Below are 26,819 nucleotides of genomic sequence, written 5' to 3' on the forward strand. Positions count from 1 at the left end.
CCTAACCTTCAATAACCGGTCCAACTATCAGGGACCAGTTCATGTAGAGGGCGGCCCTTTCGGTACGAATCGTCGTGTGGTCACTGCCAACCGGTGTCGCGGCGGCGGCGCCAGCGCTCCTCCAACCGGTCCCCCAGACCGTTTCCACCACCGGCCGGGCGTCGGCCCGGCCGTCCGGTACGCCGGGTGGCCTTGCCGTCCACCGCGCGCAACTCACCGGATCCGGCCTTGCGCTGCGTCAGGGCGAACGCCATCGCGGCGAACATCACCACGGCGCCCACGAAACTGACCCACTGCTCGGTAAGGAGACCGACCACCAGAAGTGCGATACCGGCCAGGGCGATCAATCCGGCCAGGATCATGCGGCGTCGGCCACGATGACGAGGGTCGTGGGCTCGCACCGCCGAGGCGAATTTCGGATCGTCGGCGAGCGACCGCTCGATCTCGTCGAACACTCGTTGTTCATGCTCGGAGAGCGGCACGGCACTCCTCCTGCGGTCATGCGGCTGTGGTTACAACCGGGCTTGTCGTCAAGTCTACGGTTAGTTAGACGCGGCCGGAAGCCGGTTCGGTCACGAATTTACCCGTAAGTATCGAACGAACCGACCACCGGTATGACCCCGTACCCGCAGGCGTCCCGCGTCGTCAGTCCCGTCGCCGGCGACCGCCCTTCGGCTCGGGCGTGTCGTCCGGCCCCAGCAGACTCGCGGGTGTCACGACGCCGCCCCCGAAGCGGGCGGTGAGGTCGTCCACGGTCCGCTCCAGGTCCCGCCAGCCGTGCTCGGGTTCGCCCAGTCGCGGCTGGTACCAACCGTCGCCCGCCGGTGACAGGCCCTCCAGGCGCACCCCGATGAGGCGTACCGGCGCCGTCACGGTGGCGGTCACGAGTTCCATCGCGACCCGATACAGGTCGCGGCCCACGTCGGTGGCCTCCGGCAACGTGCGCGACCGGTTCAACGTGGTGAAGTCGCCGTACCGGATCTTCACCGCCACGGTGCGGCCGGCGACCCCGGCGCGGCGCGCCCGGGCGGCGACCTTCTGCGCCAGGGCCAACACCGCGCGGGCCAGTTCCTCGGGCGCCGCCACGTCCGTCTCGAAGGTGACCTCGGCGCCCACCGACTTGTCGACGCGGGTGACCTCGACCCGGCGCGGATCGCGGCCCCACGCCAGTTCGTGCAGGTGGGCGGCGGCGGCCCGGCCGACGGTGGCGCGCAGCCGCTCCGGTGGGACCTGCGCGATCTCCCCGACCGTCCGCAACCCCAGCCTCGCCAAACCCGCCGCCGTCTTCTCCCCCACACCCCACAACGCGGACACCGGCAGCGGGTGCAGGAACTTCAGCACCCCGGCGACCGGCACCACCGCCAGGCCGTCCGGTTTCGCCTGCGTGGAGGCGAGCTTGGCGATGAACTTCGTGGCCGCCACGCCGACGGTGCAGGTGATGCCGTGGTCGGCGCTGACGCGCCGCCGGATCTCGGCGGCGATACTGGACGCGGAACCGAACAACCTGCCCGACCCGGATACGTCCAGGAACGCCTCGTCGACCGACAACGGCTCCACCTTCGGCGTGTACTCCGCGAACACCGCCATCACCGCCTTCGACACCCGCGAGTAGGCGGTGAAGTCCGGCGGCAGGTAGACGCCCTGTGGGCAGCGGCGGCGCGCGACCACCATGGGCATGGCGCTGTTGACGCCGAACTCCCGCGCCCGGTAGTTCGCCGCCGACACGACACCGCGGTTACCGAGGCCGCCCACGATGACGGGACGGCTCGCCAGTTCCGGGCGTCTGGCGATCTCCACCGACGCGAAGAACGCGTCCATGTCGATGTGCAGGATGTGGCAGCCGGTGTCGTCCAGGCCGGGTCCGAACGCGTCCGACCGGCGCGCGGAGGGAGGTGTACGGCTCACCGCGGCCTCCCGTCGTATCGCACCCCGCTCACGGCCGCCAGGTTAGCCTCCGGCTACGACATCACCGTCCGCCGTGCGCGATCCACAGCGGTACGGCCATCTCCGCCTCGGTCAGACCGCCGTGCAGCGCCTTCAGCTGCTCGACGTACGGGCTGTCGGACTCCGGCGCCCCGAGCAGGACGTAGTCGTCGTTGCAGACCACGACGACGTCTCCGATGCGTTCCAGGTGCGCGTCCGGCACCTTTCCGAACCAGCCGGCGTCGACGGCCTCCCGCCGCGTCAGCACCCGCGCGCGGTCGCCCATCAGGCCGCGCCAGCGCGCCGCGACGGCCTCGTCCTCACCGGGCGACGTGTACAGGTACCTGGCGCGGGGTTCACCGCAGATCAACCGCACGCCCTCCCGGTGGGGCTCCTCGATACGGATCCGGGAGTCGTCGGGGACGTTGATCATGCCGTGGTCGGCGGTGACGAGTACCGCCGTCCGGGGGTCGGCGTCGGCCAGGAGCTCCGACAGCAGCCAGTCCAGCTGCATCACCTCGGCGTGCCACTGGGCCGATCCGACGCCGTACCGGTGACCGGCCTTGTCGACTCCGGCGTAGTAGGCGTGGACCAGTTGCCGCCCCGGAGTGGCCAGTGCCCGCCGGACTCCGGTGGCCAACTCGGTGACGTCCTCGGCGGGCAGGTGCCGCGCACCGCGGTACACGGCGCGGTCGAGACCGGTGTGTTCGAAGGCCGGCGACACCAGTGTGCTCAGCACCCCGGCCGCCGCGGCGCGTTCGAAACAGGTGGTGAGCGGCTGCCAGTGGTAGGGGTCCGGTTCGTCCCCCCACAGGATGTGGACCAGTACGTCGTCGGTACCGGGGACGTTGACGGTGAACGCCGTGATGCCGTGTTCGCCCGGCGGCGCGCCCGTCCCGTAGCTCGCCAGGCTCGTCGGCGTGGTGGAGGGGAAACCGGTCGTCAGCCTGCGGACCTCGCCGCGCCTTCCCGTCACCGCGTCCGACAACAGGGCCGAACCCACCGACGCCAGCGGGTACAGGTGGTATCCCAGGCCGTCGACGAGCAGGCACACCACCCGTTCCACGCCCGGCAACGCCCGACCGAGGCCGAGTATGTCGGTCTCACCGGGGACGCCGAGCACCGCGAGGGTGGACGGCAGCACGTCGCACAGGCCCGCGGAGCGGTATTCGGGGGAGACCTGGCGCAGCAGGTCGGGATCGGTCAGCATGCCGCAAAACCCTACGGACCCGGCACGGCACCGTCAACACCGACCACATCGGAGAGCCGTGCCGTCAGGCGAAGATCTGCTCGGCGGTGGTCGCGGAGACCGCACGACGGAACCACTCGTGGAGGAGTTCCGCATCGGTACAGGACTCCACCCGCCGCCGCTGCGCGGCCGTCAGACGGATGCCTCGCATCCCCGAGGTCTCCAGCAACACCCGGATCAACGTCTTCACCTCGCCGACTTCGATGCCCTCCACGCGGGCCTCTTCGCGGAGGCGGCGGTAGGTGCTCCGCTGGTACGGCTTCGTTCGGGTCTCCACCAGTTCCTCCAGGTAACGGACAGCCGGGCCGCCGCCTACGCCGCCAGGTCGGCTCGGAACTTCCCGCGCAAAGACGTCCCCCGGGGCCGCGGCGCACGCCGCGGCCACCTCGCACGGGCGCGGCAGTCGAGGCCGCACTCTCATACGCGGTCAGTGCGATACCTCGTGCGGCGATCACCGATATCAATGCCGTGATCCGGGTCTCGGTATGGCCGGTCCCGGCGACCGGCCTCCGATCCCTCAACGCGCGTACACCCGATCAGTGGAGGTCTTCACTCCGGCCACGGGCGACGTCGACCACGGTACGTAGGCTCAGGCGAAGATCTGCTCGGCGGTGGTCGCGGAGACCGCACGACGGAACCACTCGTGGAGGAGTTCCGCATCGGTACAGGACTCCACCCGCCGCCGCTGCGCGGCCGTCAGACGGATGCCGCGTATCTCCGAGGTCTCCAACAGCACCCGGATCAATGTCTTGAGCTCCCCCTCGTCGCGGGCCTCTTCGCGGAGGCGGCGGTAGGTGCTCCGCTGGTACGGCTTCGTTCGGGTCTCCACCAGTTCCTCCAGGTATCGGACAGCCGGGCCGCTGAGCAGCTCATACGCGAACTCAGCATAATCGGTGGCCCGCTGTGGATCAATCGTGCCGAGTACGTGGTCGAACACGTCGATGAGTGCCTTGTTGTGCCGCCGTCTGCCCTTCGCGTGCGCGAGGACCGACAACAGAGCGCGCTGTGGGGTCGCCCGTGGATCGGTCGGATCGGTCAGGAGGGGTACCTGCGCCGGCCCCAGTGCCACCGGACGGATGTAGGAACCCGGCCGTCCCAGGAATATCGGTTCCGCCGCCCATTTGGCGGTACGGTCCGACATGCAGACCACCAGGAGTGTGACGGGACATACGAGATTCTCGCGCAGTCTCGCGACATAGGTGGGCCAGCGCCGCACCTTCTCCGGCTCGGGACGCATCTGCACCTCCAGCGCCACCGCGAACCGGCCGGTGTCGTCTTCCACTTCGAAGACGGCGTCCACGCGGCGTTCGGCGACCTGCAGGACCGATGCGGATTCAGGACTGGACCGCACCCGCGGTTCGCCGAGCATGGTCATGTCGGGTCGTTCGGCGAGGATGGTGCCGACCAGTTCCGGGGCGTCCCGGAACAGCTGAATGAGCACCTCGTGGCGCGCTGCGGGCATGTGGTGACGTTATGCCATCAGAACATGCCGATTCGTGTCGGATCACCCGAATTGACCGGATTGCATCCGTTGCGTCGCAATGGAAACCGACATCCGGCCCGGTGACCTGCGGAACGACCACCACGCTAACGCCCGGCGCGGCCGGACTCCGACAGTGCGATGATCGCGGTGACGGTCCGCTCCCGGCCGAATTCGTATGCGTGCCGGGCGTTGTAGGCACCCGACATCGCGGAACCGGCGGCCGTGCCGATCCGGCCGGACAACGGGTAGTCGACGGGATCGAGCACTTCGGACAGTACGGGACCCACCGCCTCCCACCACCGGCCGCCGTCGACGGCGTCGGCCCGCGACCGCACGGTGTCGGCGGCGGCGGCTCGCGCGAAGTTCAACAGGAAACTCAACGCGGCGTCGGTGTCCAGATCGGACAGGCCCAGGCGGGCGACGACCGCCAGTTCCCGCTCGTACTTGCCGATGACGCCGGGCCCCATCGGTGGTCGTTCGGTGTGGGCGTCGGCCAGCCACGGGTGCGCCACGTACCAGTGGTGGTTGTCGTCGACGAGTGCGGTGAGCGCGGCCTCCACACCGAGTCCGCCGGACGCCGGCGCCGGCATCTGCGCCAACGAGGCGTCGACCATGAGGGCCACGAGGGTCTCACGGTCGGGCACGTGCGAGTACACCGTCATCGGCCGGACCCCGACGTCGGCGGCCACGCCCCGGATGGTGACGGCCGGCAACCCCTCGCGATCGGCCCGGAGTATGGCCTTCGCCACAAGGTCGTCGACGGAGATCCTGGCCTTCGGGCCCGGTTTCACGGCCTCCACCAGGTGTTTCCGCCACAGGAGGGTGATGGTTCGGCGAGCGGCGACGGGGTCGAACTCGGTCTCGGTCACTTGACGATCCTACCTAATGCCGTACAATGTACGGAGACAGCGACCGAAGGAGCCGAATGAAGATCACCAGTTCCGCCATCTCCCTCAACGTCTCCGACCCCGCCGCCTCCGCGGAGTTCGCGCAGCGGCACTTCGGATTCACACTCGACATGTCGCAGGACGGCTTCTACTCGCTCAGCCGTCCCGACGCAGGGTTCAACCTGATCTACCTGCGGACCGGGTTGAAGTCGTTCAAACCCGCGAGCCACGCCGGTTCGGCCGGTCAGGGCACGCTGGTCGTGTTCGTCGTGGAGGACATCGACGCGGAATGGGAACGCCTCCAGGCCGCCGGCGTGCCCGTGGCCACGCCGATCGAGACCGAACCGTGGGGTGAACGGTACTTCCAGGTGATCGACCCGAACGGCGTGCTGCTACAGCTCGTCCAGTGGGTCTGATCGTCGAGGGCCGCCCGGTCGCACCGGGCGGCCCTCACGCCTCGCGATGCGCCAACAGGTGCAGCCCACCGGCGATGTCCCGGTAGGGCGGCAGCGTCGCGGTGTGCGCCTCGAAATCCCGGACCGCCGCCACGGTGCCCGGGTCCTCCATCGACGACCCGGGCATCAGATCGGACACCACGTGGACGCCGTGGAGTGGCCCGGGGGCCAGTCCGGCGGACTCGGCGAGCCTCGTCAGGGACTCGGCGTCGAATCGGCGCTGCAAGGTGTCGCGGTCCCCCGAGCGCCCTTCGGGGTCGGTGAGGATGGCGTTCGCCTGCGCCAGGTGACCGCTCAACACCCGGGACAGCACCGCGCCCGCCCGGTTGGCCACCAGAAGGCTCGCCGCACCGCCGGGCGCCAGGATCGCCGCTATGGACGCCATGGCCGCCGCCGGCGAATCCACCATCTCCAGCACGCTGTGGCACAACACGAGTCTCGCCGAGGCGGCCGGCAACAGGTCGGAGAGTGCGTCGGCGTCCCCCTGGACGGCGGTGACGTGGTCGGCGACACCGGCGTCGGTGGCGCGGCGGGTCAGGTCGGCGAGCGCGTTGGGGCTGGTGTCGATGACGGTCACCCGGTGGCCCGCCTGTGCGAGCGCGACGGCGAATCCGCCGGTGCCGCCGCCGACGTCGACGATGGCACCGGTCCCGTCGGTGTCCGCCAGAGCGTCGGCGACGATCGACCACACCACTCCGGGCCGGGATACCTGACGCACCTGAGCTCCTTCGACTCCGTTTCAGACCGGCCGTTCCGGGCTGATCTGGCGCAGAGCCTATCTGCCCGTCCCGGCGGCACGTGCGCTACCGGCCCCGTCCGCGAGTACCGGCCGGGTCAGTCTGTACACGTGGTGCATCCGGTCGTCACGCGGATTGTCGGGCTCCATCAGCCCGCTCGCCACCCGCCGGAACCCGGCGCGTTCCAGGGCGCGCCAGGACGCCGGGTTCGACTCCGTCACCGCGACCACGATGTCGGTGGCGTCGGGGATGTCCCGCCAACATCTCGCGGCGAAGTCGGCGATCAGTCTGCTCGCGAGGCCCTTGCCCAGGACGTCGGGTTCCCCCAGGTAGTAGTCGACCGTGATCGTGGTGGGCCGCACCTCGGTGAGGGCGGCCAGTTCCGCGAGTTCGTCCGCGTAGTCGCTGATCCGGCATCGTTGGATGAACCCGACCGGGCGACCGTCGAGCGAGGCGATGAAGTCCTCGGAGGGTTCGGTACCGTCCACCGCGCCACCGAAGTCGGCCTCCACCCCGGCCTCGGAGGTGTCGTGCACCCAGTACCGGGCGACGTGGGGTGTGGAGAGCCATCGCCGCAACAGCGGGAAGTCGTTCCGGGTCGTGGGACGGAAGGTGAAACGCATACTCGATGGTATTCCGCCGGCGACGCGCCGCGAGGCGTTCGACGGCACGCCGGCCCGGATCCGAGGGCGTCACATCACGGCGCCGGGGGTATGAAGGAGCCATGCGTATCTCGGTCGCCTCGGACAGCCTAGACGGAGTCGCCGCACTCATCGGCACGGAGCTGGAGCGGCGGGGTCACACCGTCAGCCGGTACGGCGCGGTGGCCGATCCCGACGACGTGCAGTGGGCGCGGGTGAGTGCCCGCGCGGCGCAGGACGTCGCGACCGGCGACGCCGACATGGCCGTGGTCGCGTGCTGGACCGGCACCGGTGCGTCGATCGCGGCGAACAAGGTCCCCGGGGTGCGGGCGGCGTTGTGCACCGACCCGGGGACGGCGGCGGGAGCGCGCCGGTGGAACGACGCCAACGTGCTGGCGGTGAGCCTTCGCACGCTGTCGGCCCCCATGCTCGGCGAGATCCTGGACGCCTGGTTCGCGACCGCACCCAGCGGCGACTCCGACGACCTCGCCAACATCGCGCATCTGCGCACCCTCGACCACCTGCCCGCCGACTCTCCGCCGATGCACTGACTCAGCGGGAGTAGAACTCCACGACCAACTGCTCGTCGCAGACGACCGGCACGTCCTCCCGCCGGGGCAGGTCCTCCAGCCGCGCGATGAGCTCGGGAAGCCGCGCCGACACGTAGCCCGGGGTGCGATCGGCGGCCCACGCTCCGGCCGCGGCGAGCTGGAACGGCGGCTTGCGGCGGCTCCGTTCGGCGACCTGGACCACGTCGCCGACCTTCAGCCGGTAGCTGGGACGGTCGACGCGCCGCCCGTTGACCAGGAAGTGCCGGTGCACGACCTGCTGCCGGGCCTGATAGACGGTGCGGGCGAACCCGGCCCGCATCACGAACGCGTCCAACCGACGTTCCAGCAGCGAGACGAGGTTCTCGCCGGTCTTGCCCTCCTTGCGGGCCGCTTCGGCGAAGACGCGTTTGAGCTGGGCCTCGCGGATGTTGTACTGCGCCCGGAGTCGTTGCTTCTCCAACAGTCGCTGCCGGTAGTCGGACTCGGTGCGACGGCGGCGTCCGTGCTGGCCGGGCGGGAAGGGGCGGCGTTCGAAGTACCGGGTGCACTTGGGGGTGAGTGCGATCCCCAACGCCCGTGACTGTTTGGCCTTGGGCCGGGACTGGTTCAAGGTGTATCCTCGCTTTGGTTAGGCTTACCTTAGTAAGCCCAGCCTAACTGAAGGAGTCGCGCCTTGACCGCCGCCCCCGCAGAGATCGTGCGCACCCTGACGGCGCATCGACCGGCACACCTGCACCTGCTCCACACCGACGACACCGCGACTCCCCTCTCGTTCACCGACCCCTGCGGAAACCCCGTCCTACTGTTGGCCGACAACTCACCCATCATCGCCGCGCTCGACGGCAAGGCCGGTGTAGCCCTGCGCTACGACGACCGCGCGCCGGTGCCGGGCGCCCCGATCCTGGGAAGCGCATGGCTGTGCGGCTGGGCGGCCCCCGTGACGCGCTTCCGCAGGCTGGCCATCAAGTTCGCCGCGGTGCACCCGGTACCCGAACTGCTCGACCTCGGCCACGGCCACCGGCTGTGGCGGGTCACCCCCGAGGAGGTGGCGCTGGAACAGGGCGAGCTGAGCCAGGTACCCGTCGGCGAATACACCGCCGCCCGCCCGGACGACTGGTACGGGCTGGAGACGGACCTGGTCATGGACCTGCGGGTACACCACCCCGAAGTGCTCGACGCCCTGCTGCGCCGCATCCGCCGGCGGCTGCCGGCCGCCCGGCACGTCACCCCGTTGCGCATGGACCGGCACGGCACCACCGTCGACGTCGACTGCGGCGACGAGGGCACCCGCCGGTTCCTGGTGAGGCACCGCCCCGGTGTCAACGCGCCCGGCGACGTACTCCACAGCCTCGCCGGCTGCGGCTGCCATCCGGCACGGCCCGACTCGGCGGCTCAGGCGGCGTGACCCGACGGCTGACCGGAGCCGCCGTGGCGGGGCGTACCTCCGTCAGAGACCCCTGCGGCGGCGGCGTTCGACCCGGACGACCTCGGCGGCCTCGGCGGCCGAGGCGTCGGCCTGTTCCTTGAGCGCCTTCGCCTTGGTCGCATACTCGTCGATGTAGTCCTGTCCGGACAGTTCCATGAGCGCGTACATGATCTGGTCGGTCACGGCGCGTTCCACGATCCGGTCGCCCGCCATCCCGTCGTACCGCGTGAAGTCGATGGGCTCGCCGATGCGGATGCGGACCCTGCCGATACTGGGCAGCCGCTTCCCGATCGGTTGCAGTTCACCGGTGTTGAGCATCGCGACCGGGATCACCGGCGCCTGAGACTGCAGCGCCAACCGGGCGACACCGGTCTTGCCCCGGTACAGCCGGCCGTCGGGGGAACGGGTCCCCTCCGGGTAGATGCCGAACAGCTCGCCCTCGTTGAGGACCCGCATCCCGGTGTCCAGCGCCGCCTGCGCCGCCCTGCCGCCGGTCCGGTCGACCGGTATGGCCCCGACACCGCTGAAGAACAACCGGCTGAACAGGCCCTTGAGTCCCTTGCCGGTGAAGTACTCAGACTTCGCGATGAACACGATCTTGCGCCGCACCACCAACGGCAGGAAGATCGAGTCGGAGAACGACACGTGGTTGCTCGCGACGATCGCGGCACCCCTCCTGGGGATGTGGGAGAGCCCCTCCACCTTCGGCCGGTAGATCAGCCTCAGCCATGGCCCCACCACGACCCACTTCAGCAGCCCGTACAACAAGGTGCGGCTCTCCTCATGTCCCTATCCAATGGTGATGCAAAGCCTACTCATGCCCGCCGCCGGGCGGCAGCCCCCGCAGGCCCGGCCCGGGGACGGGCGCAAACGCCGCAGGGCCGCCGTATCGCCGCATGTGCCGTGTACCGGCCCGGGGCCCGACCATGCTTGGCCGACGGGGCACCGGCGTGTAAAGATTTGATAATCGCCGCGCACGATTACGGAAGGTGCGACACGTGGCAGTACTGGACGGAGCCGAAGCGTTCCACCTCGACGCAGGTCCCGACTCCCCCGCCACGATCGTGGCGTGTCACGGGTTCACCGGCACGCCCGCCTCCATCCGGCCGTGGGCGGAACACATGCACTCACGCGGTTACACCGCCATCGGTCCACGGCTGCCCGGCCACGGCACCAGGTGGCAGGACATGGCCGCCACCCGCTGGCCGGACTGGTACGGGGAGCTCGAGAAGGCACTCGACACGGCTCTGGCGATCGGGAAACCGGTGTTCGCGTTCGGGCACTCCATGGGAGGGACGCTGGTCCTGCGCCTGGCGCAGCAACGCGGGCAGGACCTGGCGGGTGTGGTGTTGTGCAACCCGTCGCTGTTCGACCCGCGCTTCACCGTCAACTATCTGGTGCCGCTGATACATCCGCTGGTGCGCAGCGTCCCGGGGATCGGGAGCGACATCGCCCGGCCGGGCGTCTTCGAGACCAGTTACCCGCGCGTGCCGTTGCCCGCGCTGAACTCGCTCCGACGGCTGTGGCGGCTGACCCGCGCGGACCTGGCCAAGGTCACGCTGCCGATCCGGATCTACCACAGCGCGGTGGACAATGTGGTGCATCCGCGTAACACCCAGATGCTGCTGGCGGGTATCCGCAGTGAGGACGTGGCCGACCACGTGCTGCCGCGCAGCCACCATGTGGCCACATTGGACTACGACGCGCAGGTGCTGTTCGAGGGCTCGGAGTCCTTCGTCGCCGAGCGCCTCGCCAGCCGGTCGGCACCGCAATGACCGGCCCGCGCGACGACGACGCCGACCGTCCCGCCGACGAGTCCGCCGACTCCCGTCCCGACGGCGAGCTCGACGCCAGGGAGATCGACGAACGGTTCGCCGAACTGGTGGCGCACTTCGACGGCCCCACCTGGCCCGGCGGGGACGGCCCCGAGGAACCCGCCGAGGACGACACCGAACGCCCCGTGACCGAGGCGGGCGGCGACCCCCGCGGCGTCCGCGCCGACGAGCCCACCCTGTTGGAACTGTGGGACACCGAGACGCCCGACGACCCCGACGAGGAGGACTTCGAACCTCCCGCGCCCGGTCCCATGCCCCGGCCCTCGCTCCCGGCGATACTGGGCGTGGTCCTGGTACTGGGCGGCCTGTTCCTGGTGCTGTATCCGACCGTGCTCGACGTGGGCGCCGACCTCGGGCGGTTGACCGGCATCGCCGCCTTCGTCGGAGGTGCCGCCATGCTCATCTGGCGGCTCCGCCCCGAACCCGACGACGACGATCCGGACCCCGGCAACGGCGCGGTGGTCTGATCAGGCCGCCGGGCCGAACCCCGCGGTGACACCGTCACCGTCCGGCCGTGCCGTCGCCACCGGCGCCTCCAGGCCGTCGGGTACCAGGAACTGCGTCGCGGCGAGTTCGGCGTACAACGGGTCCGCGGCGACCAGCTCGTCGTGGGTGCCGACGGCGGTGACCCGTCCGGCGTCCATCACCACTATCCGGTCGGCCATCGTCACCGTCGACAACCGGTGCGCGACCACCAGCACCGTCGTCGCCGCGGCGGCCGCCGCGACGGTCTCCCGCAACGCGGCCTCGTTCACGGCGTCGAGCTGCGAGGTGGCCTCGTCGAGCAGCAGCAGTCTCGGCCGTCGCAGCAACGCCCTGGCGATCGCCACCCGTTGCCGTTCACCGCCGGACAACTTGCTGCCACGATGACCGACGGTCGTCTGCAGCCCCTCCGGGAGCCGCGCGACCAGGTCGGTGAGTCTCGCCGCCTCGACGACCTCCTCCACGGCCGCCCGGTCCGCGCCGGGCGCACCGAAGGTCAGGTTCTCCCACAGGGTGCCGGACAGCACCGGGGCGTCCTGTTCGACGTAGCCGATGGACGCCCGGAGCCGTCCCAGCGGCAGGTCACGCACGTCGACGCCGTCCAGCGTCACCCGGCCCGCCGTCGGCTCGTAGAACCGCTCGATCAGGCCGAAGACGGTGGTCTTACCGGCCCCGGAAGGGCCGACGAACGCCGTCATCCCACCGGCGGGCACGTCGAAGTCGACGCCGTGGTGCACCGGCGGCAACTCCGGCCGGTAGGCGAACTCGACGGCTTCGAACCGCAGGCGGGCCGGCCCCACGCCGGCCTCGCCGGAGTCGTCGGTGGAGTGCTCCACCTCCATGTCCTCGACCTCCTCGATCCGCGCGAGCGCGGCGGCACCCACCTGTAGCTGGCTGAGCGCCTGGACGATGCCCGCGATCGAGGGGATCAGGTAGAACAGGTACAGCAGGAACGCGATCAACGTCGAGACCGCCATGGCTCCCGACGCGACGCGCGCGCCTCCCACTCCGAGCACGGCCAGGAACGAGATCTGCACGGCCAGCCCGGCCGTGACGCCCACCAACGCCTGCCACTTCGCCGCCTTGACCCCGGCGGTCCAGGCCTCACCCGCGGCCTCGTGGATCCGGGCGCCCTCCCGGGTCTCGGCGCCGGACGCCTTGACCGTGCGGAAGGCGCCCAGCATGCGTTCGAGGGCCGCGCCGATGCGGCCGACCGCCTCCTGGGACTCCTTGGTGGCCTTGGCGATGCGCGGCATGATCGTCGCCACGGCGACACCCACCACCCCGAGCACCCCGACGGTCACGGCGAGAAGCACCACGTCCATGAAGGACATGAGCACGATCGTGGCGACCAGGGTGATGACCGAGGTCGCTCCGTTCACGACCGCGGAGGTCGTCACCTGTTTCAACAGGCTCGTGTCGGCGGTGACCCGCGACATCAGGTCTCCGGGCTCGGAGTCCTCCACGGCGGGCATCCGCAGTCGCAGCAGCCGGTCGACCAGGCCACGCCTGGCGATCAGGATCACCGACTCGGCGGTGCGGGACAGGAGATAGCCGCTGACGGCGCCGATCGCCGCCCCGGCGACGACCACTACGCACAACGTGAGCAACGCGCCGGTCATGTCCTGCCCGGCGCCGAGGTCGTCGAGCACCCACTTGGCGGCCAACGGCTGCACGAGTCCGGTCAGGCTTCCCAACAGGGCGAGGACACCGCCCAGCGCGATGGCGCCGCGGTGCGGTCGCAGCAGGCCGGACAACGAACGCCACGTGGCTCGCGTCACCTTGGCGCGCCGGGAGGGCGCCTTCTCCGACGGGGTACGGGTTTCCGCCATGCTCACCTCGACTGGACGGACGGACCGGGGGCGGTGAAGGGTACGCCGGGGTCACTGAGAAACCGCTGTGACGGGGCACGGCCGGACTCCCGGCGGCACACGGTGCTCCGACCGGCGGAAATCACGGCCACGGGGCGGCGTACGTGGGCCGCCACCGCGCCGTCCGACGATCGCGGTGAAACCCATTCCGGCCCCGCCGCGACCCGGCGCCGAATGGCGGCGGTGTCGCCATTCATAACTGAGGATTGTCGACAATAAACATTCGCGGGGCGCCATTTCCACCGACGCCGGAACGGGATGGAATCACCGTCCTCACGGCTCGCAGGACACGCCGGAATCGGCCGCCCCGACGACTTCCGGCGTGTCGCGGGCGCACGCGAAACCGCAGGTCGCGGGCGGTGCGATTCGCGCCGGACATCACGATGGACGAAATACCGGCGGCCCCTCTTCACAAGATCGGAGACAGGTCGTACTATTCGCTCACTCGCCATATTCCCCCGCACGATCACACCGGGGGAATCCATCGGCATTTCCTTTCTGCCATATCCACACCGGCAACCGTTTACCCGAGGAGCGACTGTTGCGTGTCTTTCAATTGCCGGCCGAGCAGATCGCTCGACTGAAGCGCACTTACATCACCCGCGCCGTCACCCTCGCGGACTCGGTGACCGTCACACTGGACCACCGGCCCCGCATCGGGGATCTGGCGATCGCCAGGGTGACCTCCATCGGACACCACGGTTGGATCGACGCCCCCGACGGACGGCGCACCACGATCCAACCCGACGACCTGCTGCTGGTCGCCTACGGCGCACGGTACGCGCCCGACCAGTACGAGGCGGAACTCTCCGACGACCTCGGCGCCGCCGACCTCGCCGCCAAGGGCGGGATGATCGGCAAGGTGCGGTCACGGCACGCCGGGGTCGCCGCACCCACCGGGCTCGACCCGATCGGAGTGCTGTGCGACGAGACCGGCCGCGTCCGGAACCTCGCCGAGACGGCCATCCCCGTGGCGGCCGTCCCGGCCGTGCGGGTACCCACCATCGCCGTTGTGGGCACCGCCATGAACGCCGGCAAGACCACCACCGCGGCGGCGCTCATCCACGGACTGCACCGGGCGGGCCTGCGGGTCGCGGCCGCGAAGCTCACCGGCACCGGCGCCGCCAACGACCCCTGGCTGTTCCGGGACTCCGGCGCGCACCGGGTACTCGACTTCACCGACTCCGGGTTGCCCGGTACCTACCGGGTGCCGGTGGAGGATCTGGTGCTCGGGGCGGCCGGGCTGCACCGGCACCTGTCGGCGGGCTCCGACGTGATCGTGGTCGAGATCGCCGACGGGCTGCTCCACGGTGAGACCGCCGGGCTGATCCGTCACCCCGTGATCCGGGACCTCATCGACGGTTACGTCTTCGCCGCCGGGGACGCCGCGGGCGCCCTCTTCGGGGTGAACCGGTTGCGGCAGTGGGGCATGGACGTGCTGGCGACCAGTGGCGTGTTCACCCAGTCGCCGTTGGCGACCAGGGAGGCGGCCGTGGAACTGGACATCCCGGTGTACACACCGACCGACCTGGCCTCCGCCTCGTTGGCGGGTTCACTGCTGCAGCGCTGTTCCTCCACCGACGCCGCGGTGGCGGCGACCCGCAAACCGGCGCGGCCGTTCGGGATCGACCGGATCCACGGTGAACGCCGACTGCATCCGCACGGCGAACTCACCGTCTGACCGCCACGGCCCGATCCCGCGAGACCGGGTCAGCCCTCGTCGAACCAGGCGAGTAGGGCGTCCAGTGGAGGCTGCCATCCGGCATCGGTCATGAAGTCGTGCCCGATGCCGGAGAACAGCAACGGGGCGCCGCCGTACAGGGCCGCGACCGCGTCGAGCCGCTTGGCGGGACTCCGGCGGTCGGTGGGGGAACCGGCGACCAGCACCCGGGGCGCGCCCGTGGGCGGTGCGGGTGCCCGCTTCAGGCCACGGGGCGCCAACAGCACCGCCGCCACCACCGGGTAGCGGGTCATGGCGTGTGCCACCCACAGTGCGCCCTGCCCGTGTCCGACGACCACCGGCCGGGTCGGCAACGCCGCGGCGGTCTGCACCAGGTCGTGGACCCGGCCCGCCAGGCCGCCGTCGCCCTTGGGGGTGTCCCCCTGACCGCGGACGCTCACCGCGTAGGCGTCTCGGCCGCGTCCCGCGATGTGCGGGAGCCAGTTCTCGGCGAAGGCGGCGGCCCCGAGCCGGTCGCCGGTGACGCACAGGACCGGCGGCCCGGTCACGTCGATCTCGGCCGCCTGGTGGACGACCTGCCGTGCGACCCGGGTGGGCGGGGCCTTGCGGACTCGTCGCCGCCACAGTTCCAGGCTCACTTGGCCTCCGATCCGTTGTCGAGGGTCTGGATGATGCGGCCGATCGACGCCGCGTACCGGTCGCCGGAGACCTCCAACCGGTGGCGGGGCGAGTCGACCATGCCGGGGGCGGCGTAGCCGCCCTCCGACTCGGTGATCACCTGGCCCCGGAACTCCTTGGCGCGCTCCGGATCGCTCGCGCGCACCCGTAGCCACTTGGCGATCGCCACGGTCTGCCAGTGGACGAGGGGGAAGATCCCGGAGTCCGACTGGAGGAGACCCGCCACGAACAGGGTCTCGGAGGCGGGCGAGAACAGTTGCGCGAACAACTTCGGGAACCCGTCGGTGTCACGGTTGACGCCCAGCAGTTCAGGGTCGCAGAAGTCGAAGCGCGGCCGGTATCCGGTGGCCATGATGACCAGGTCCGGCTCGGCCGTGGTGCCGTCGGTGAACACGACGCTGCGTCCGTCGAACCGGGCGACGTCGGGCTTGGGCACGATGGCGCCGTGTCCGATGTGGTGGAGGACGTGCCCGTTGACGATCGGGTGCGCCTGTTTGAACCGGTGATCCGGTGCGGGGAGCCCGAACCGGGTCGGATCGCCCACCACCCGCCGCAGCGTGAACTCGGTGAGGCGCCGCTTCAGGCCGGCGGGCAGCCATGACAGCCCGGCGTCGACCTGGTCGGCCGGTCGGCCGAACAGGTACTTGGGTGTGTACCAGTACCCGCGCCGGGTGGAGTGCCAGCAGGTGTCGGCCGAGACCGCCGCCTCGCAGGCGATGTCGCACCCGGAGTTGCCCCCGCCGACGACGAGCACCTTGCGGTCGCGGAACCGTGTGGAGTCCTGATAGGACACGGAGTGGAGGATCTGCCCCCGGAACGCCTGCTGCCCCGGGTACTCCGGCATGAACGGGTCCCAGTTGTGACCGTTGGCGATCACCACGGCCGCGTACCGCAGCCGCCGGCCCGCACTGCCGGAGGACGCCGAACGGATGACGACGTCGAACCGCCCGTGCTCCACCGGTTCGATGCGCTCGATCTCGCTGCCGAACCAGATGTGCTCACGCAGCCCGAAGTGGTCGGCGTACCGTTCCAGGTAGGCCAGCACCTTCGAGTGGTGGGGGTAGTCGGGCCAGTCGTCCGGCATCGGGAAGTCGGGGAACTCGGTGAGCGGTCGCGATGAGATCAGGTGCGCGTTGGCGTACATGGGGCTGTTGCGCTGCCGGATGTTCCAACCGCCGCCGATGCCGGTGTCCCGTTCGTAGCAGTCGACCTTGAAACCGTGCTCTCGAAGGTTCTTCACGGCGAGCAGCCCGGACGCTCCGGCCCCGATGACACACACCGCGTCACCGCGATCGTACGCAGCGTCCACACCGTACTCCGACATCGACGAACCTCTCCACATACGCGCTACACCGACGCCGCAGCGTACCGCTTTCCGCCGGGGCGGCGCCAGCCGTCCTCCCCGCCACGGTGCCGCATCGGTTGGGGGAACGCCGATCCGGGGGTGACGTCCCCCCACGTACTCCCCCGGGCGTATCCGGCATGACTTCCCCGGTCGCATGCGCCCGCCGCCCACGACGCATACGGTAAGCCCGTGAACGCGGAGACGATCGAACGCCGACGGCCGGGATGGTTCTGGCGGATCATCCCGATCCCGGTGGCCCTCATCCAGGTCATGGGGGTCCGGTGGGCCGACGCGTGGCCGCCCGAGCCGGGTTGGCGGCACGACGGCGACTGGACACCGCAACCGATGGACGTACCGCCCTACGGATACCTGCTCGCACTGGCCGGCCCCGTCGCGCTGTTCTGGCTGCACCGCCATCCACGGACGGTCATCGGCGTCACCGCGGCCGCGACCCTGGTCTACTTCCTGTTGGCGCTTCCGCCCGGGCCCGTGTTCCTGTCGATCGTGGTGGCGGTGGCGGGCTGGGCGCGGATGCAGCGCCGCGCGCAACGGCTGGCGGCCCTACACGCCCGCGACGCCGAGTCGGCCAGGCAGGCGGCCGCCCACCGGCTGCGGATCGCCCAGGAGTTGCACGACGTCCTCGCGCACCACATCTCGTTGATCAACGTGCAGTCCGGTGTCGCCCTGCACCTGGTGGACGAGCGCCCCGAGCAGACCCGGACCGCGCTCGCGGCGATCAAGTCGGCGAGCAAGGAGGCCCTGGTGGCGTTGCGGGGCGCCCTGGACACGCTGCGGGGTGACGCGGGGCAGGCCCCCCGCGCCCCGACGGGGGGACTCGACCAGCTCGACGACCTGGTCGGCAGCGTCCGCACCGCCGGACTGGCGGTGACGGTGGAGCGGCACGGTGAGCCACGGCCGCTGCCGGCTCCCGCCGACCTGGCGGCGCTGCGCATCGTGCAGGAGTCACTGACGAACGCCTTGCGGCATTCCGGCGCGGACTCGGTGACGGTGTCGCTGGACTACCGCGGTCCCCGGTTCACACTGTCGGTGACCGACGACGGGGTCGGCGGCGCCGTGGTGCCCGGCAACGGGCTGTCGGGCATCACCGAGCGGGCGGCGGCACTCGGTGGTACGGCCCGGTTCGGGCCGGCACCGGGCGGAGGCTTCGGTGTGTGGGTGGAGTTCCCGATATAGCGTGAAGGCGTGACCGGTGAGCCGATAACCGTGGTACTGGCGGACGACCAGGCGCTCGTGCGCGCGGGTTTCCGTGCCCTGCTCGACTCGTGTGACGACATCGAGGTGGTCGCCGAGGCCGGGGACGGCGCCGAGGCCGTCGCCCTGGTGCGGCGACACAGGCCCGACGTGGTGCTGATGGACATCCGGATGCCGGGACTGGACGGGTTGGCCGCGACCGCCAGGCTGACCGCCGACGAGTCGCTGGCCGGCGTCCGGATCGTGATCCTGTCCACCTTCGACCTGGACGAGTACGTGTTCGAGGCGCTGCGTTCGGGCGCCAGCGGGTTCCTCGTCAAGGACACCGAACCCGTGGAACTGTTGCACGCGGTACGGGTGGTGGCCGAGGGCGACGCGCTGTTGTCGCCGGGCGTGACCCGCCGCCTGGTCGAGGAGTTCGCGCAGCGCGCCAAGGAGCCGGTGGCGCGGGAGCGGCTGGGGGCGCTCACGGAGCGGGAGCGCGAGGTCGTGGCGCTGGCGGGTACCGGGCTGTCGAACGACGAGATCGCCGCGAAGCTGTTCCTCAGCCCGGCCACCGCAAAGACCCACGTGAGCCGGGCCATGATCAAGCTGGGTGCCAGGGACCGCGCGCAGTTGGTCGTGTTCGCCTACGAGTCGGGACTCGTACGCCCGGGATGGCGGTGAACCGCCCGCCGGTTACGCCCGGGGGCGTATCGCGACTGCCGCCGCCGAGCCGACGACGACGGAGCCCGTGACGGGGATTCTTGAGGTCATCCAGTCAGTCCCGACATCAGGGAGTTGATCGACGTGACCACCGTCGCCCACACCATTCTCGCCAACGGCCCGCACGAGTACGGTTTCGCGCCGGGTCCCTGGTTCCTTCTGGTCCCGCTGTTCTGGGCGGCGGTCATCGTGACCGTGATCGTCCTGGTCAAGCGGCGCGGCGCGCAGTGGCGCCGCCACCACGGCGCCGAGGGCGTGCTCCGTGAGCGGTTCGCCCGCGGCGAGGTGACCGAGGAGGAGTACCGGCAGCGGCTCGAAGTGCTTCGCGCCAAGTGACCCCGTTCGCCGGCCGGACCGCGTGTCCGGTCGGCGAACTCCGTTCCGCAGGGGGGCTCAGGCGGGGACCGGCGCGGCGTCCTTGTCCCGGGCGATCCGGCGTTCGAACCAGATGGAGGCCAGCGGCGGGATACTGCACGCCAGCCCGAGCAGCACGGTCCGCCACGACCACCGTTCCCGGATCGCCAGGAGCACGACCAGTCCGCCGTAGAGCATGAACAGGCCGCCGTGGACGGGACCGAAGATCTGGACACCCAGTTCCGCGCCACTGCCGAGGTACTTGACCCACATGCCGGCCAGCAGACCGATCCACGACCCGGCCTCGGCCAGGGCCACCGCGAAGAAGACCCGGTAAAGGACAGGCACTTCCACTCCTTCTACATTTCGTAAAATACGGTGCGAGCCTACCCGACGCCCCCGGGTGCCCGGCCGCCCCGCTCAAGGCGGCCGCGACGACGACCATAGGCTCGCGGCATGACTCCCGACGCGCCGACCAGGCTCCTCAAGCACGCCACCGCCAGTGCCTTCGTCTTCCATCACGACCGGGCGGAGGGGTGGCGGACCGGGCTCGTCCTGCATCCGGTCTTCGCCCGCTGGATGATGCCGGGCGGGCACGTCGAGGACTACGAGAACACCGAGGAGGCGGTCCTGCGCGAGGTCGCCGAGGAGACCGGCCTGACCGGAATCCGCCTGTGGTCACCGGCCGGCCCGCCCGCCGTGGTCGGAGGCGGCGTGGACCCGGCGGCGGCCGTGGAGGTGCCGTGTTGGATCTCCGAGCACGTCATTCCCGACGGGGACAATCAACTCAGCGAAAGACATATTCATATCGACCACAAATATGTGGCGATAACGGAAAACCCGAATTCCGTAACCGAGCCCGCACATCCATTCCGGTGGTGGAAACGCGCGGAACTTGCCGATTTGTCCATGTTCGACGACGTCCGCGAGAACGCCCTCACCCTATTCGAACTGCTCGCATCCGGTGACCCGATCGCGGATCGAGAGTGAACAATCGCCGACCAATCCACTGTGAACCACATTCGTCGCCGTGACCAGCAATGCCGAATGTTCCTTAAATGACAATGGATTCTTCATCGACGCCCGCCTTGTCTCCCCTCCGGAACCTGGCTAAGGTGTGCCTCCGTGAGCGTCAGCTTTTTCACCGGACTCGCGTTCGGCCTAGGGTTGATCATCCCCATCGGTGCCCAGAACATTCTCGTTTTCAGCCAAGGGCTCGCCCTCGGCATGCCTCGGGCATTGTGGACGGTATTGGCCACGGCTTGCTGTGACACGCTCCTGATACTCGCCGGAGCCCTCGGCGCGAATGCCCTATTGACGCAGGTCCCCGGCCTGCAAGCAGTCCTACTAGCCGCCGGAGCCGTCCTATTGACCTACCTGGGCGTGAAATCCCTTCGCGCCAAAGTCGTCCACACCGACGCCGCCGAGGCCGCCATCACCAACCCCCGTCAGGTGATCACCAAGGCGGTCGCGGCGTCCCTGTTCAACCCCCACGCGATCATCGACACCGTCGGGATCCTCGGCGCCGCGATCGCCGCGCAGAGCGTCGCCGGCCGCGCCACGTTCACCATGGGGACCATCTCGGCCTCCTGGCTGTGGTTCCTCATGCTGGCGGCGGCCGCCGCCGCCATGCGACACGTCCTGACCCCCAGACGGCGGGTCTGGTTCGACCGGGTGTCCGGCGTCATCCTGTGCGGTTTCGCCGCCAGCTTCGCCGTCGAGTTCGTGCGGATGTGGTGACGGAGACCCTCAGGCCGGGCCGCGGTGCATCCGGCGCACCGCGAGCTCGGCCAACAACGCCGCCCCGTCGGCCACCACCTCGTCGTCGAAGTCGGCGCGAGGCGAGTGGTTGGACGGGGCCTTCAACGGGTCGGGACCGGTACAGGCGCCCAGGAAGACGTAGGCACCGGGCACCCGTTGCAGCACACGGGAGAAGTCCTCCGAGCCCATGAGCGGATCGGTGAGCCGCACGAACCGGGACTCGCCGAACAGGTCACGGGCGGTCTCGGCGGCGAACTCGTACTCCGCGTCGTCGTTGACGGTGGCGGGGTACTCCTTGTCGTACCTGACCTCGGCGGTCAACCCGTTGGCGCTCGCGATGTCGTGACACAGCCGGGTGGCCATCTCCTCCACCTGGTCGCTCGTCTCCGGCGAGAACGTCCGCACCGTCGCCTCGAACACCGCGTCGTCGGGAATGATGTTCCGCCGCGTCCCGGCCCGGAACACACCGACGGTGATGACCACCGGCGAGAAGACGTCGAACCGGCGCGTCACCATCTGCTGCAGCGCGGTCACCATCTGGGCGGCCACCGGTATCGGGTCGAGGGCGTCGCTGGGCCGCGAGCCGTGGCCGCCGGCGCCCACCACCCGCACGAACATGCCGTCCGACGCCGCCATCAGGTTGCCCGGCCTGGCCGCGAACACCTTGCGGGGCAGCATCCCCGACAGCACGTGGAGACCGTACGCGGCCTCGGCGGGACGCCCCGCCGCCTCCAGTACACCCTCCTCGATCATGTGCCCGGCGCCGTCGAAACCCTCCTCACCGGGTTGGAACATGAACACCACGTCCCCGGGCAGGTCGGCACGCCGTGCGGCCAGCAGCCGGGCCGCGCCCACCAGGCCGGCGGTGTGGAGGTCGTGCCCGCAGGCGTGCATGACACCGTCGTGGCCGGACCTGAACTCCACCGGCGTCTCCTCGGCGACCGGGAGCGCGTCCATGTCGCCGCGCAGCAGGACCACCGGACCGGGACGTCCACCCCGCAACACCGCCGTCACCGAGGACAGCCCGTCACCCGTGGCGATCTCCAGGCCCAGCCCGTCCAGGGCCTCCAACACCCGCGCCTGGGTCTTGGGCAGGTGAAGACCGATCTCGGGTATGCGGTGCAGATCGCGGCGGAGACGTCGCAGTTCCGGCGCGAGGGCGGCTGCTTCGGCGGTCAGGCTCATGGCGTCTCCTGGGAAGGTGGGGCGGATGCCGCGATCCTAAGGCCACCGTGGTGCGGCGGCAAGCGGTCACGCGACGGCGGCCCGCTCCGACGACGGAACGGGCCGCGCGAGTCGCGGGTTCACCGGGTGGCGCGCCGCAGTCCGATGAACTCCAGTTCGGCGAACACCGCCACGGCCACCGCACCGGCGGCGAAGAAGGCGACGCCCATACCGGTCAACGGCCAGAGCCCGGCGACCAGCATGACCACGGTGTCCACCGCCCAGACCACGTTGGCGGCGATGATCGTCCAGACGGTCCAGGTGGGGATCCGGTCGCGGAACGACAGCCAGCCGACCAGGCCCGTGAACAGGAGCAGGAACACGCCCAGTCCGTGCAGGACGGCCGCGGGCAGGCCGAGCGGGTCGGCCAGCGGCCCGCCGCCGAAGGCGAGCGCGGCGCCGAAGGCGAACGTGCCGACGGCGTCCAGTCGCAACGCGCCGCGGAGGAACCGGGTGGAGTCGGTGGCCGGGGCGGCGGAGGCGGAGAGTGTCATGTCGATGCCTTTCGTCGGTGCCGCGGTCGTTCGCGACGACACCGAGACTGGCTCCGGAACACTGCCGCACACGGCTCCGGCACTGCCGGACACTGCCAGATCCACCCGAATCGCCGTGACGTGCGTCACTTCGCGACCGTTTCGTCCCGAATCGCGTCGGCCACCAGCCGGGCGGCGGCGTTCTGCCAGTTGTGCAGTGACCGCTGTGGGACGGCTACCCGGAACCACTGCAGCACCCGCGCCGCCTCCGCCGAGATGCCGTCGTGCCGCGCGCGTTGGCTGTAGGGCCGCAGACCGACGACATAGACGTAGTACAGCGAGTGGTAATACCGCCACTCGTCGGACAACCCGAAGTCACCCGGCGGCTTGAGACGTTCCACGCCCTCACGCAGCAGCGTCTTCAGTTCGGTGGCCCGTTCCAGCGGTGAGTCCACGGCGCCACGGGCGGCCAGCCGCTCGCCGATCACCGGCAGGCCCGTCAACGGACTGGCCACCAACCTGCCGAGGTCCGAGTAGTCGCGCAACGCGCGGCGCACCAGTCGGTGGAACTCCTCCGGCGGCCACTCCGCGCCGCCGCCGGAGTCCCGGCGCGGCAACGACTCCCACGCCTCCCGCAGCTCCTCGCGTTCCCGTTCCACCGGTTCCGGCAACGTGAACCGGTCGACCAGTCGGTTGACCGGCCCGGCGAACACCTGGAGGGCGATCCCGGCCGCGACACAGCCGTACAACAGGACGGTCAACGACCCCTCGCGGCCGTCGGTCACCAGCGTCGCCAACCACACCTGGCCGCCGAACACCACCGCCACCAGACCGGCCGACACCGCCGAACGCAACAGGTCGGCCCGCAGTGCCTGGCCCTCGTCGAGGGCGTCGCTCCAGGCGATCAACACCCCGAGGATCACCAGGTCCACGCCCACGGCGGCGAGGGCCAGCGGCGCGGGCAGCAACCCGGTGGGAAGGATCATCGCGACCGAGCCGAGCCCCAACAGGATCGTCATCACCAGGGTCGGTCCCAGAGCGCGTCCCGATCCCGCCCGGCGGCGCCACCGCCACGCCACGCCGAACCCCGCCGCGAGGCCGGCGCCGATCCCGATCGAGACCGCGGCGGACACCACCGGATCGTCCAGGAGCGCCGCCACCGCCGACGCCGCCAGGCCCGTCGGGAGCCACCCGCGCGACCACCACCGGTCCCACCGGGAGACCGGCCGACCGGCGGGCAACCGCAGCAGCACCCCGGTCCACATCAGCGCCGGAAGCCCGGCGAGCAGGCCCCCGACGACCGGCTCGGCGGCGAAGGGGATCGCGGGGGCGTACGCCAGGAGACCGATCGCGGTCCGCCGCAGCAACGGCTTGCGCGGGTCCCGCACGGCCAGGTAGCAGCCGAGCCACCACGCGACGGCGAAACCGATGAGGGATGCGACCAGCATGGCGATGCAGCCTATGCAACACCCGCGACGGAACGGTTCAGCAGGTCGGCCCCGAGCCGTTCGCGACACGGTCGACGAAGTCGGTCAGCGCGGTGGTCAACTCCGCCGCCGGCTCCCCGCCGTCGGCCAGGATGTCGGTGCCGTGTGACTCACTCTCCACCACGAGAAGCTCGGAACCGGCTCCCCACCACTCGTGGAGCGTCCGGGTGTCCTCCGTGGAACCGTAGTGGTCCCGGTCGCCCGTGGCCAGCAGCGCCGGACAGGCGAGCTCGGCCACGTCCGGTGCGGTGAAGGTGTAACCGCTGTTGTCGAGCACCCCCGAAAGCCACACGAGCCCGTCGATCTCCGGCCCCGGCGCGACCGACGCCTCCAACGTCGCCATCGCGCCGATGCTGGCGCCGACGGCGACCACCGTCGTGACACCGGGTTGCCGCCGCAGGTACTCCACGGCGCCCTGGACGTCCCGCCAGGTCTGGGACAACGAGATACGCCCCTGATAGGTCAGCACCAGTCGGCCGTCGTCCGCGAGCCGCTCGGCGAACTCCCGCCAGTCGTCCTGGCCGTCACCGCCGCGTCCCATGTGGCTCAACACGACGGCGACCTCCCCCTCACCGAACAGCCTCGCCTCGCGCAGTTCACCGTCGGGTGACTCGAACTCGACCTCCCGATGGGACTCCGGCGAGGCCGACGGCTCCGGACCGGGCTCCGGACCCGGCGCGGGACCGGCCGCACACCCGGCCGCCAACAGCAACGACACGACCGTCAGGCACCGGCCGACGGGGAAACGGCGAACGCCTCGCAACGGCTCCTCCGGACGTCGAGGGGGTGTCCGTCTCGACGGTATCCGACGCCGACCTGCCGGTACACCCGACGACCGGTGGAGTTACCGTCACACAGCCGGCCGATGAACACACAGGGAGGGTAATCGTGCAGCACACCGAAACCGTGGAGATCCGGGGTCACCTCATCGACTCCGGCACGTTCGCCAGGATCTTGGACGACGTGCTGGAGTACTCCGGGGACTACCGGATCGACCAGCTCGACGTGGGCCGCACCCACACCGACGAGTCGTACGTCAAACTCACCATCGGCAGCGACGACCACGAGCAGCTCGAACGCATCATCATGCGTCTCCAGACCCACGGCGCCAACATGATCGACCCCGGCAGGGCCACGCTCCGGCCGGCGCCGCGCGACGGCGTGTTCCCCGAGGACTTCTACTCCACGACCAATCTGGAGACCCGCATCCGGCTCGACGCCGGTTGGATGCGGGTGGCGAACCCCGAGATGGACTGCGGGATCGTCGTCGACGACGAGGGCGCCCGCACCATCCCGGTGGCCGACATCCGCGAAGGCGAGATGGTGGTGTGCGGGGCGAACGGCATCAAGGTGACACCGCTGCGGGCGCCGGTCCGTACCGATCCCAACGAGGCGACGTTCGAGTTCATGTCCTCCGACGTGTCCAGCGAGAAGCCACAGGCGTTGCTGGTCCGGCAGGTGGCACAGCGGATGCGCGACGTCAAGGCGGCGGGTAAGAAGATCCTGTGGGTCGGCGGCCCGGCCATCGTCCACACCGGCGCGGCCCCCGCCCTGGTGGCCCTGGTCGAGGATGGCTACGTGGACGTCCTGTTCGCCGGGAACGCGTTGGCCACGCACGACATCGAGTCCGCGTTGTTCGGCACGTCCCTGGGAGTGGACCTCGACAAGGGGCACGGGGTCCCGCACGGCCACGAACACCACATCCGGGCGATCAACCGGATCCGTGCGTGCGGATCCATCGCCGAGGCCGTCTCGCAGGGAGTGCTGCGTTCCGGCGTCATGCACTCGTTGGTGCGGCACGACAAGGAGTTCGTCCTCGTCGGTTCGGTACGCGACGACGGTCCACTCCCCGACGTCTACACCGACGTCATCGAGGGCCAGCGCGCGATGCGGAACGCGTTGAAGGACGTCGGATTCGCGATCATGGTGGCCACGATGCTGCACTCGATCGCCACCGGCAACATGCTGCCCGCCAGTATCCCGCTGGTCAGCGTGGACATCAACCCCGCGACGGTCACCAAGCTCGCCGACCGGGGGAGCGCCCAGGCCACCGGAGTCATCACCGACATCGGCCTGTTCTGCGAGCAGTTGGCCGCCGAACTCGTCGTCGGTTACAAGCGGGACTGATTCCACCGGCGCGGTGTCCCGGACGACACCGCGCCGTCACGGACCGTGAAGGTTCGCTAAACTCGCGGCATCGGCTCTTCCGAGGAGGTGCAATGTGGTCATGACCCTTCCCGACCACGACACCGACCGGCCTCCGGCGGACCTGCTCGACCTGTTCCACCACATCGACGCCCACACCCCTCCTGGCTACCGCACCCAGCTCATCGACCAGGAGATCACCGTGACCCCGCC

At 70.2% G+C, this 26,819-nt stretch carries 30 protein-coding genes; 12 read left to right on the plus strand and 18 right to left on the minus strand.

From position 1 onward, the window contains the following. Positions 1-80: 80 nt before the first annotated feature. The 6 genes from LX16_RS00005 to LX16_RS00030 form a co-directional block, all read right to left on the minus strand. On the minus strand, positions 81-482 hold the full coding sequence (locus LX16_RS00005) for a DUF3040 domain-containing protein (protein ID WP_147131084.1): 402 nt from the start codon (positions 480-482) through the stop codon (positions 81-83). Between the two features lie 163 nt (positions 483-645). Further along, complete coding sequence (gene dinB, locus LX16_RS00010) at positions 646-1,905, minus strand: DNA polymerase IV (protein WP_147131088.1); 1,260 nt, start codon at positions 1,903-1,905, stop codon at positions 646-648. 61 nt (positions 1,906-1,966) lie between these two features. Beyond that, a complete protein-coding gene (locus LX16_RS00015) occupies positions 1,967-3,133 on the minus strand; it encodes an alkaline phosphatase family protein (protein ID WP_147131091.1) in 1,167 nt (388 codons plus the stop codon). A gap of 64 nt (positions 3,134-3,197) precedes the next feature. Beyond that, on the minus strand, positions 3,198-3,449 hold the full coding sequence (locus tag LX16_RS00020; protein WP_147131096.1) for a hypothetical protein: 252 nt from the start codon (positions 3,447-3,449) through the stop codon (positions 3,198-3,200). Between the two features lie 312 nt (positions 3,450-3,761). Next, positions 3,762-4,634, minus strand: coding sequence for a DUF3110 domain-containing protein (locus LX16_RS00025; protein ID WP_147131099.1), 873 nt, complete (start codon positions 4,632-4,634; stop codon positions 3,762-3,764). 125 nt (positions 4,635-4,759) lie between these two features. Next, on the minus strand, positions 4,760-5,524 hold the full coding sequence (locus LX16_RS00030) for a TetR/AcrR family transcriptional regulator (RefSeq protein WP_147131102.1): 765 nt from the start codon (positions 5,522-5,524) through the stop codon (positions 4,760-4,762). A gap of 56 nt (positions 5,525-5,580) precedes the next feature. Between LX16_RS00030 and LX16_RS00035 the strand changes: the two genes are divergently transcribed. Next, positions 5,581-5,958, plus strand: coding sequence for a VOC family protein (locus LX16_RS00035; RefSeq protein WP_147131105.1), 378 nt, complete (start codon positions 5,581-5,583; stop codon positions 5,956-5,958). A gap of 34 nt (positions 5,959-5,992) precedes the next feature. Here LX16_RS00035 and LX16_RS00040 read toward each other — a convergent pair whose 3' ends face one another. Both LX16_RS00040 and LX16_RS00045 read right to left on the minus strand, forming a co-directional pair. Next, complete coding sequence (locus LX16_RS00040; RefSeq protein ID WP_147131108.1) at positions 5,993-6,715, minus strand: methyltransferase domain-containing protein; 723 nt, start codon at positions 6,713-6,715, stop codon at positions 5,993-5,995. A 57-nt stretch (positions 6,716-6,772) separates the two neighbouring features. Further along, entirely contained in the window at positions 6,773-7,357 is a 585-nt protein-coding gene (locus tag LX16_RS00045; RefSeq protein ID WP_147131111.1) for a GNAT family N-acetyltransferase, read from the minus strand. A gap of 101 nt (positions 7,358-7,458) precedes the next feature. Here LX16_RS00045 and LX16_RS00050 point away from each other — a divergent pair, with 101 nt between their 5' ends. Beyond that, positions 7,459-7,926, plus strand: a complete 468-nt coding sequence (locus LX16_RS00050) for an RpiB/LacA/LacB family sugar-phosphate isomerase (RefSeq protein ID WP_147131114.1) — start codon at positions 7,459-7,461, stop codon at positions 7,924-7,926. Position 7,927: 1 nt separating this feature from the next. Here the strand turns inward: LX16_RS00050 and rpsD are convergent, their stop codons facing one another. Continuing rightward, a complete protein-coding gene (gene rpsD / locus LX16_RS00055) occupies positions 7,928-8,536 on the minus strand; it encodes a 30S ribosomal protein S4 (RefSeq protein ID WP_147131117.1) in 609 nt (202 codons plus the stop codon). A 63-nt stretch (positions 8,537-8,599) separates the two neighbouring features. Here rpsD and LX16_RS00060 point away from each other — a divergent pair, with 63 nt between their 5' ends. Then, positions 8,600-9,331 carry a hypothetical protein gene (locus LX16_RS00060; protein WP_147131121.1) on the plus strand — a complete coding sequence of 244 codons (732 nt, stop codon included), beginning with the start codon at positions 8,600-8,602 and terminating at the stop codon, positions 9,329-9,331. A gap of 42 nt (positions 9,332-9,373) precedes the next feature. On the opposite strand, the gene LX16_RS00065 is transcribed toward LX16_RS00060, so the two are convergent. Then, a complete protein-coding gene (locus LX16_RS00065) occupies positions 9,374-10,120 on the minus strand; it encodes a lysophospholipid acyltransferase family protein (protein WP_147131124.1) in 747 nt (248 codons plus the stop codon). Positions 10,121-10,350: 230 nt separating this feature from the next. Here LX16_RS00065 and LX16_RS00070 point away from each other — a divergent pair, with 230 nt between their 5' ends. Both LX16_RS00070 and LX16_RS00075 read left to right on the plus strand, forming a co-directional pair. Further along, complete coding sequence (locus tag LX16_RS00070; protein ID WP_147131127.1) at positions 10,351-11,127, plus strand: alpha/beta hydrolase; 777 nt, start codon at positions 10,351-10,353, stop codon at positions 11,125-11,127. Beyond that, positions 11,124-11,654, plus strand: coding sequence for a hypothetical protein (locus LX16_RS00075; RefSeq protein ID WP_147131130.1), 531 nt, complete (start codon positions 11,124-11,126; stop codon positions 11,652-11,654). Before LX16_RS00070 ends, LX16_RS00075 begins: the two co-directional genes overlap by 4 nt. Here the strand turns inward: LX16_RS00075 and LX16_RS00080 are convergent, their stop codons facing one another. Beyond that, positions 11,655-13,502: an ABC transporter ATP-binding protein gene (locus tag LX16_RS00080; protein WP_147131133.1), complete on the minus strand. Its 1,848-nt coding sequence runs from the start codon at positions 13,500-13,502 to the stop codon at positions 11,655-11,657. It abuts the gene before it with no gap. 580 nt (positions 13,503-14,082) lie between these two features. On the opposite strand from LX16_RS00080, the gene LX16_RS00085 reads away from it, so the two are divergent. Further along, positions 14,083-15,222, plus strand: coding sequence for a P-loop NTPase family protein (locus LX16_RS00085; RefSeq protein ID WP_211354200.1), 1,140 nt, complete (start codon positions 14,083-14,085; stop codon positions 15,220-15,222). A 29-nt stretch (positions 15,223-15,251) separates the two neighbouring features. Here LX16_RS00085 and LX16_RS00090 read toward each other — a convergent pair whose 3' ends face one another. Together LX16_RS00090 and LX16_RS00095 are read right to left on the minus strand one after the other, a co-directional pair. Then, the gene (locus LX16_RS00090; RefSeq protein ID WP_147131137.1) at positions 15,252-15,860 is read right to left on the minus strand and encodes an alpha/beta hydrolase; all 609 of its coding nucleotides are present in this window, start codon (positions 15,858-15,860) and stop codon (positions 15,252-15,254) included. Then, entirely contained in the window at positions 15,857-17,224 is a 1,368-nt protein-coding gene (locus LX16_RS00095) for a flavin-containing monooxygenase (RefSeq protein WP_147131140.1), read from the minus strand. Before LX16_RS00095 ends, LX16_RS00090 begins: the two co-directional genes overlap by 4 nt. A gap of 210 nt (positions 17,225-17,434) precedes the next feature. Here LX16_RS00095 and LX16_RS00100 point away from each other — a divergent pair, with 210 nt between their 5' ends. The 3 genes from LX16_RS00100 to LX16_RS00110 all read left to right on the plus strand — a co-directional run bounded on the left by LX16_RS00100 (position 17,435) and on the right by LX16_RS00110 (position 19,498). Then, a complete protein-coding gene (locus LX16_RS00100) occupies positions 17,435-18,439 on the plus strand; it encodes a sensor histidine kinase (protein WP_211354201.1) in 1,005 nt (334 codons plus the stop codon). Between the two features lie 9 nt (positions 18,440-18,448). After that, entirely contained in the window at positions 18,449-19,123 is a 675-nt protein-coding gene (locus tag LX16_RS00105) for a response regulator (RefSeq protein WP_244615614.1), read from the plus strand. A gap of 123 nt (positions 19,124-19,246) precedes the next feature. Further along, positions 19,247-19,498, plus strand: a complete 252-nt coding sequence (locus LX16_RS00110) for an SHOCT domain-containing protein (RefSeq protein WP_244615615.1) — start codon at positions 19,247-19,249, stop codon at positions 19,496-19,498. Positions 19,499-19,555: 57 nt separating this feature from the next. Here the strand turns inward: LX16_RS00110 and LX16_RS00115 are convergent, their stop codons facing one another. Continuing rightward, positions 19,556-19,864: a DUF3817 domain-containing protein gene (locus LX16_RS00115; protein ID WP_147131143.1), complete on the minus strand. Its 309-nt coding sequence runs from the start codon at positions 19,862-19,864 to the stop codon at positions 19,556-19,558. A 108-nt stretch (positions 19,865-19,972) separates the two neighbouring features. On the opposite strand from LX16_RS00115, the gene LX16_RS00120 reads away from it, so the two are divergent. Both LX16_RS00120 and LX16_RS00125 read left to right on the plus strand, forming a co-directional pair. Continuing rightward, positions 19,973-20,506 carry an NUDIX hydrolase gene (locus LX16_RS00120; protein WP_147131146.1) on the plus strand — a complete coding sequence of 178 codons (534 nt, stop codon included), beginning with the start codon at positions 19,973-19,975 and terminating at the stop codon, positions 20,504-20,506. Between the two features lie 135 nt (positions 20,507-20,641). Further along, positions 20,642-21,256 carry a LysE/ArgO family amino acid transporter gene (locus LX16_RS00125; RefSeq protein WP_147131149.1) on the plus strand — a complete coding sequence of 205 codons (615 nt, stop codon included), beginning with the start codon at positions 20,642-20,644 and terminating at the stop codon, positions 21,254-21,256. A gap of 9 nt (positions 21,257-21,265) precedes the next feature. On the opposite strand, the gene LX16_RS00130 is transcribed toward LX16_RS00125, so the two are convergent. The 4 genes from LX16_RS00130 to LX16_RS00145 form a co-directional block, all read right to left on the minus strand. Continuing rightward, on the minus strand, positions 21,266-22,462 hold the full coding sequence (locus tag LX16_RS00130; protein WP_147131152.1) for a M20 metallopeptidase family protein: 1,197 nt from the start codon (positions 22,460-22,462) through the stop codon (positions 21,266-21,268). A 119-nt stretch (positions 22,463-22,581) separates the two neighbouring features. Then, positions 22,582-22,995, minus strand: coding sequence for a hypothetical protein (locus tag LX16_RS00135; RefSeq protein WP_147131155.1), 414 nt, complete (start codon positions 22,993-22,995; stop codon positions 22,582-22,584). A gap of 125 nt (positions 22,996-23,120) precedes the next feature. After that, positions 23,121-24,422, minus strand: a complete 1,302-nt coding sequence (locus tag LX16_RS00140) for a hypothetical protein (RefSeq protein WP_147131158.1) — start codon at positions 24,420-24,422, stop codon at positions 23,121-23,123. 37 nt (positions 24,423-24,459) lie between these two features. Then, positions 24,460-25,224, minus strand: a complete 765-nt coding sequence (locus LX16_RS00145; RefSeq protein WP_147131161.1) for an alpha/beta hydrolase — start codon at positions 25,222-25,224, stop codon at positions 24,460-24,462. Between the two features lie 125 nt (positions 25,225-25,349). Here LX16_RS00145 and LX16_RS00150 point away from each other — a divergent pair, with 125 nt between their 5' ends. Beyond that, complete coding sequence (locus LX16_RS00150) at positions 25,350-26,588, plus strand: ornithine cyclodeaminase, nickel-pincer nucleotide-dependent (RefSeq protein WP_147131163.1); 1,239 nt, start codon at positions 25,350-25,352, stop codon at positions 26,586-26,588. Positions 26,589-26,819 lie beyond the last annotated feature (231 nt).

The organism is Stackebrandtia albiflava (genome assembly GCF_007994225.1).
GTDB classification, from domain to species: Bacteria; Actinomycetota; Actinomycetes; order Mycobacteriales; family Micromonosporaceae; genus Stackebrandtia; species Stackebrandtia albiflava.

Excerpts from the sequence above, each read along its gene's own strand:
- LX16_RS00015 (WP_147131091.1), bottom strand. The coding sequence starts at position 3,133 with ATGCTGACCGATCCCGACCTGCTGCGCCAGGTCTCCCCCGAATACCGC.
- LX16_RS00025 (WP_147131099.1), bottom strand. The coding sequence starts at position 4,634 with ATGCCCGCAGCGCGCCACGAGGTGCTCATTCAGCTGTTCCGGGACGCC.
- LX16_RS00035 (WP_147131105.1), top strand. The coding sequence starts at position 5,581 with ATGAAGATCACCAGTTCCGCCATCTCCCTCAACGTCTCCGACCCCGCC.
- LX16_RS00045 (WP_147131111.1), bottom strand. The coding sequence starts at position 7,357 with ATGCGTTTCACCTTCCGTCCCACGACCCGGAACGACTTCCCGCTGTTG.
- LX16_RS00050 (WP_147131114.1), top strand. The coding sequence starts at position 7,459 with ATGCGTATCTCGGTCGCCTCGGACAGCCTAGACGGAGTCGCCGCACTC.
- LX16_RS00075 (WP_147131130.1), top strand. The coding sequence starts at position 11,124 with ATGACCGGCCCGCGCGACGACGACGCCGACCGTCCCGCCGACGAGTCC.
- LX16_RS00080 (WP_147131133.1), bottom strand. The coding sequence starts at position 13,502 with ATGGCGGAAACCCGTACCCCGTCGGAGAAGGCGCCCTCCCGGCGCGCC.
- LX16_RS00095 (WP_147131140.1), bottom strand. The coding sequence starts at position 17,224 with ATGTCGGAGTACGGTGTGGACGCTGCGTACGATCGCGGTGACGCGGTG.
- LX16_RS00120 (WP_147131146.1), top strand. The coding sequence starts at position 19,973 with ATGACTCCCGACGCGCCGACCAGGCTCCTCAAGCACGCCACCGCCAGT.
- LX16_RS00130 (WP_147131152.1), bottom strand. The coding sequence starts at position 22,462 with ATGAGCCTGACCGCCGAAGCAGCCGCCCTCGCGCCGGAACTGCGACGT.
- LX16_RS00135 (WP_147131155.1), bottom strand. The coding sequence starts at position 22,995 with ATGACACTCTCCGCCTCCGCCGCCCCGGCCACCGACTCCACCCGGTTC.
- LX16_RS00140 (WP_147131158.1), bottom strand. The coding sequence starts at position 24,422 with ATGCTGGTCGCATCCCTCATCGGTTTCGCCGTCGCGTGGTGGCTCGGC.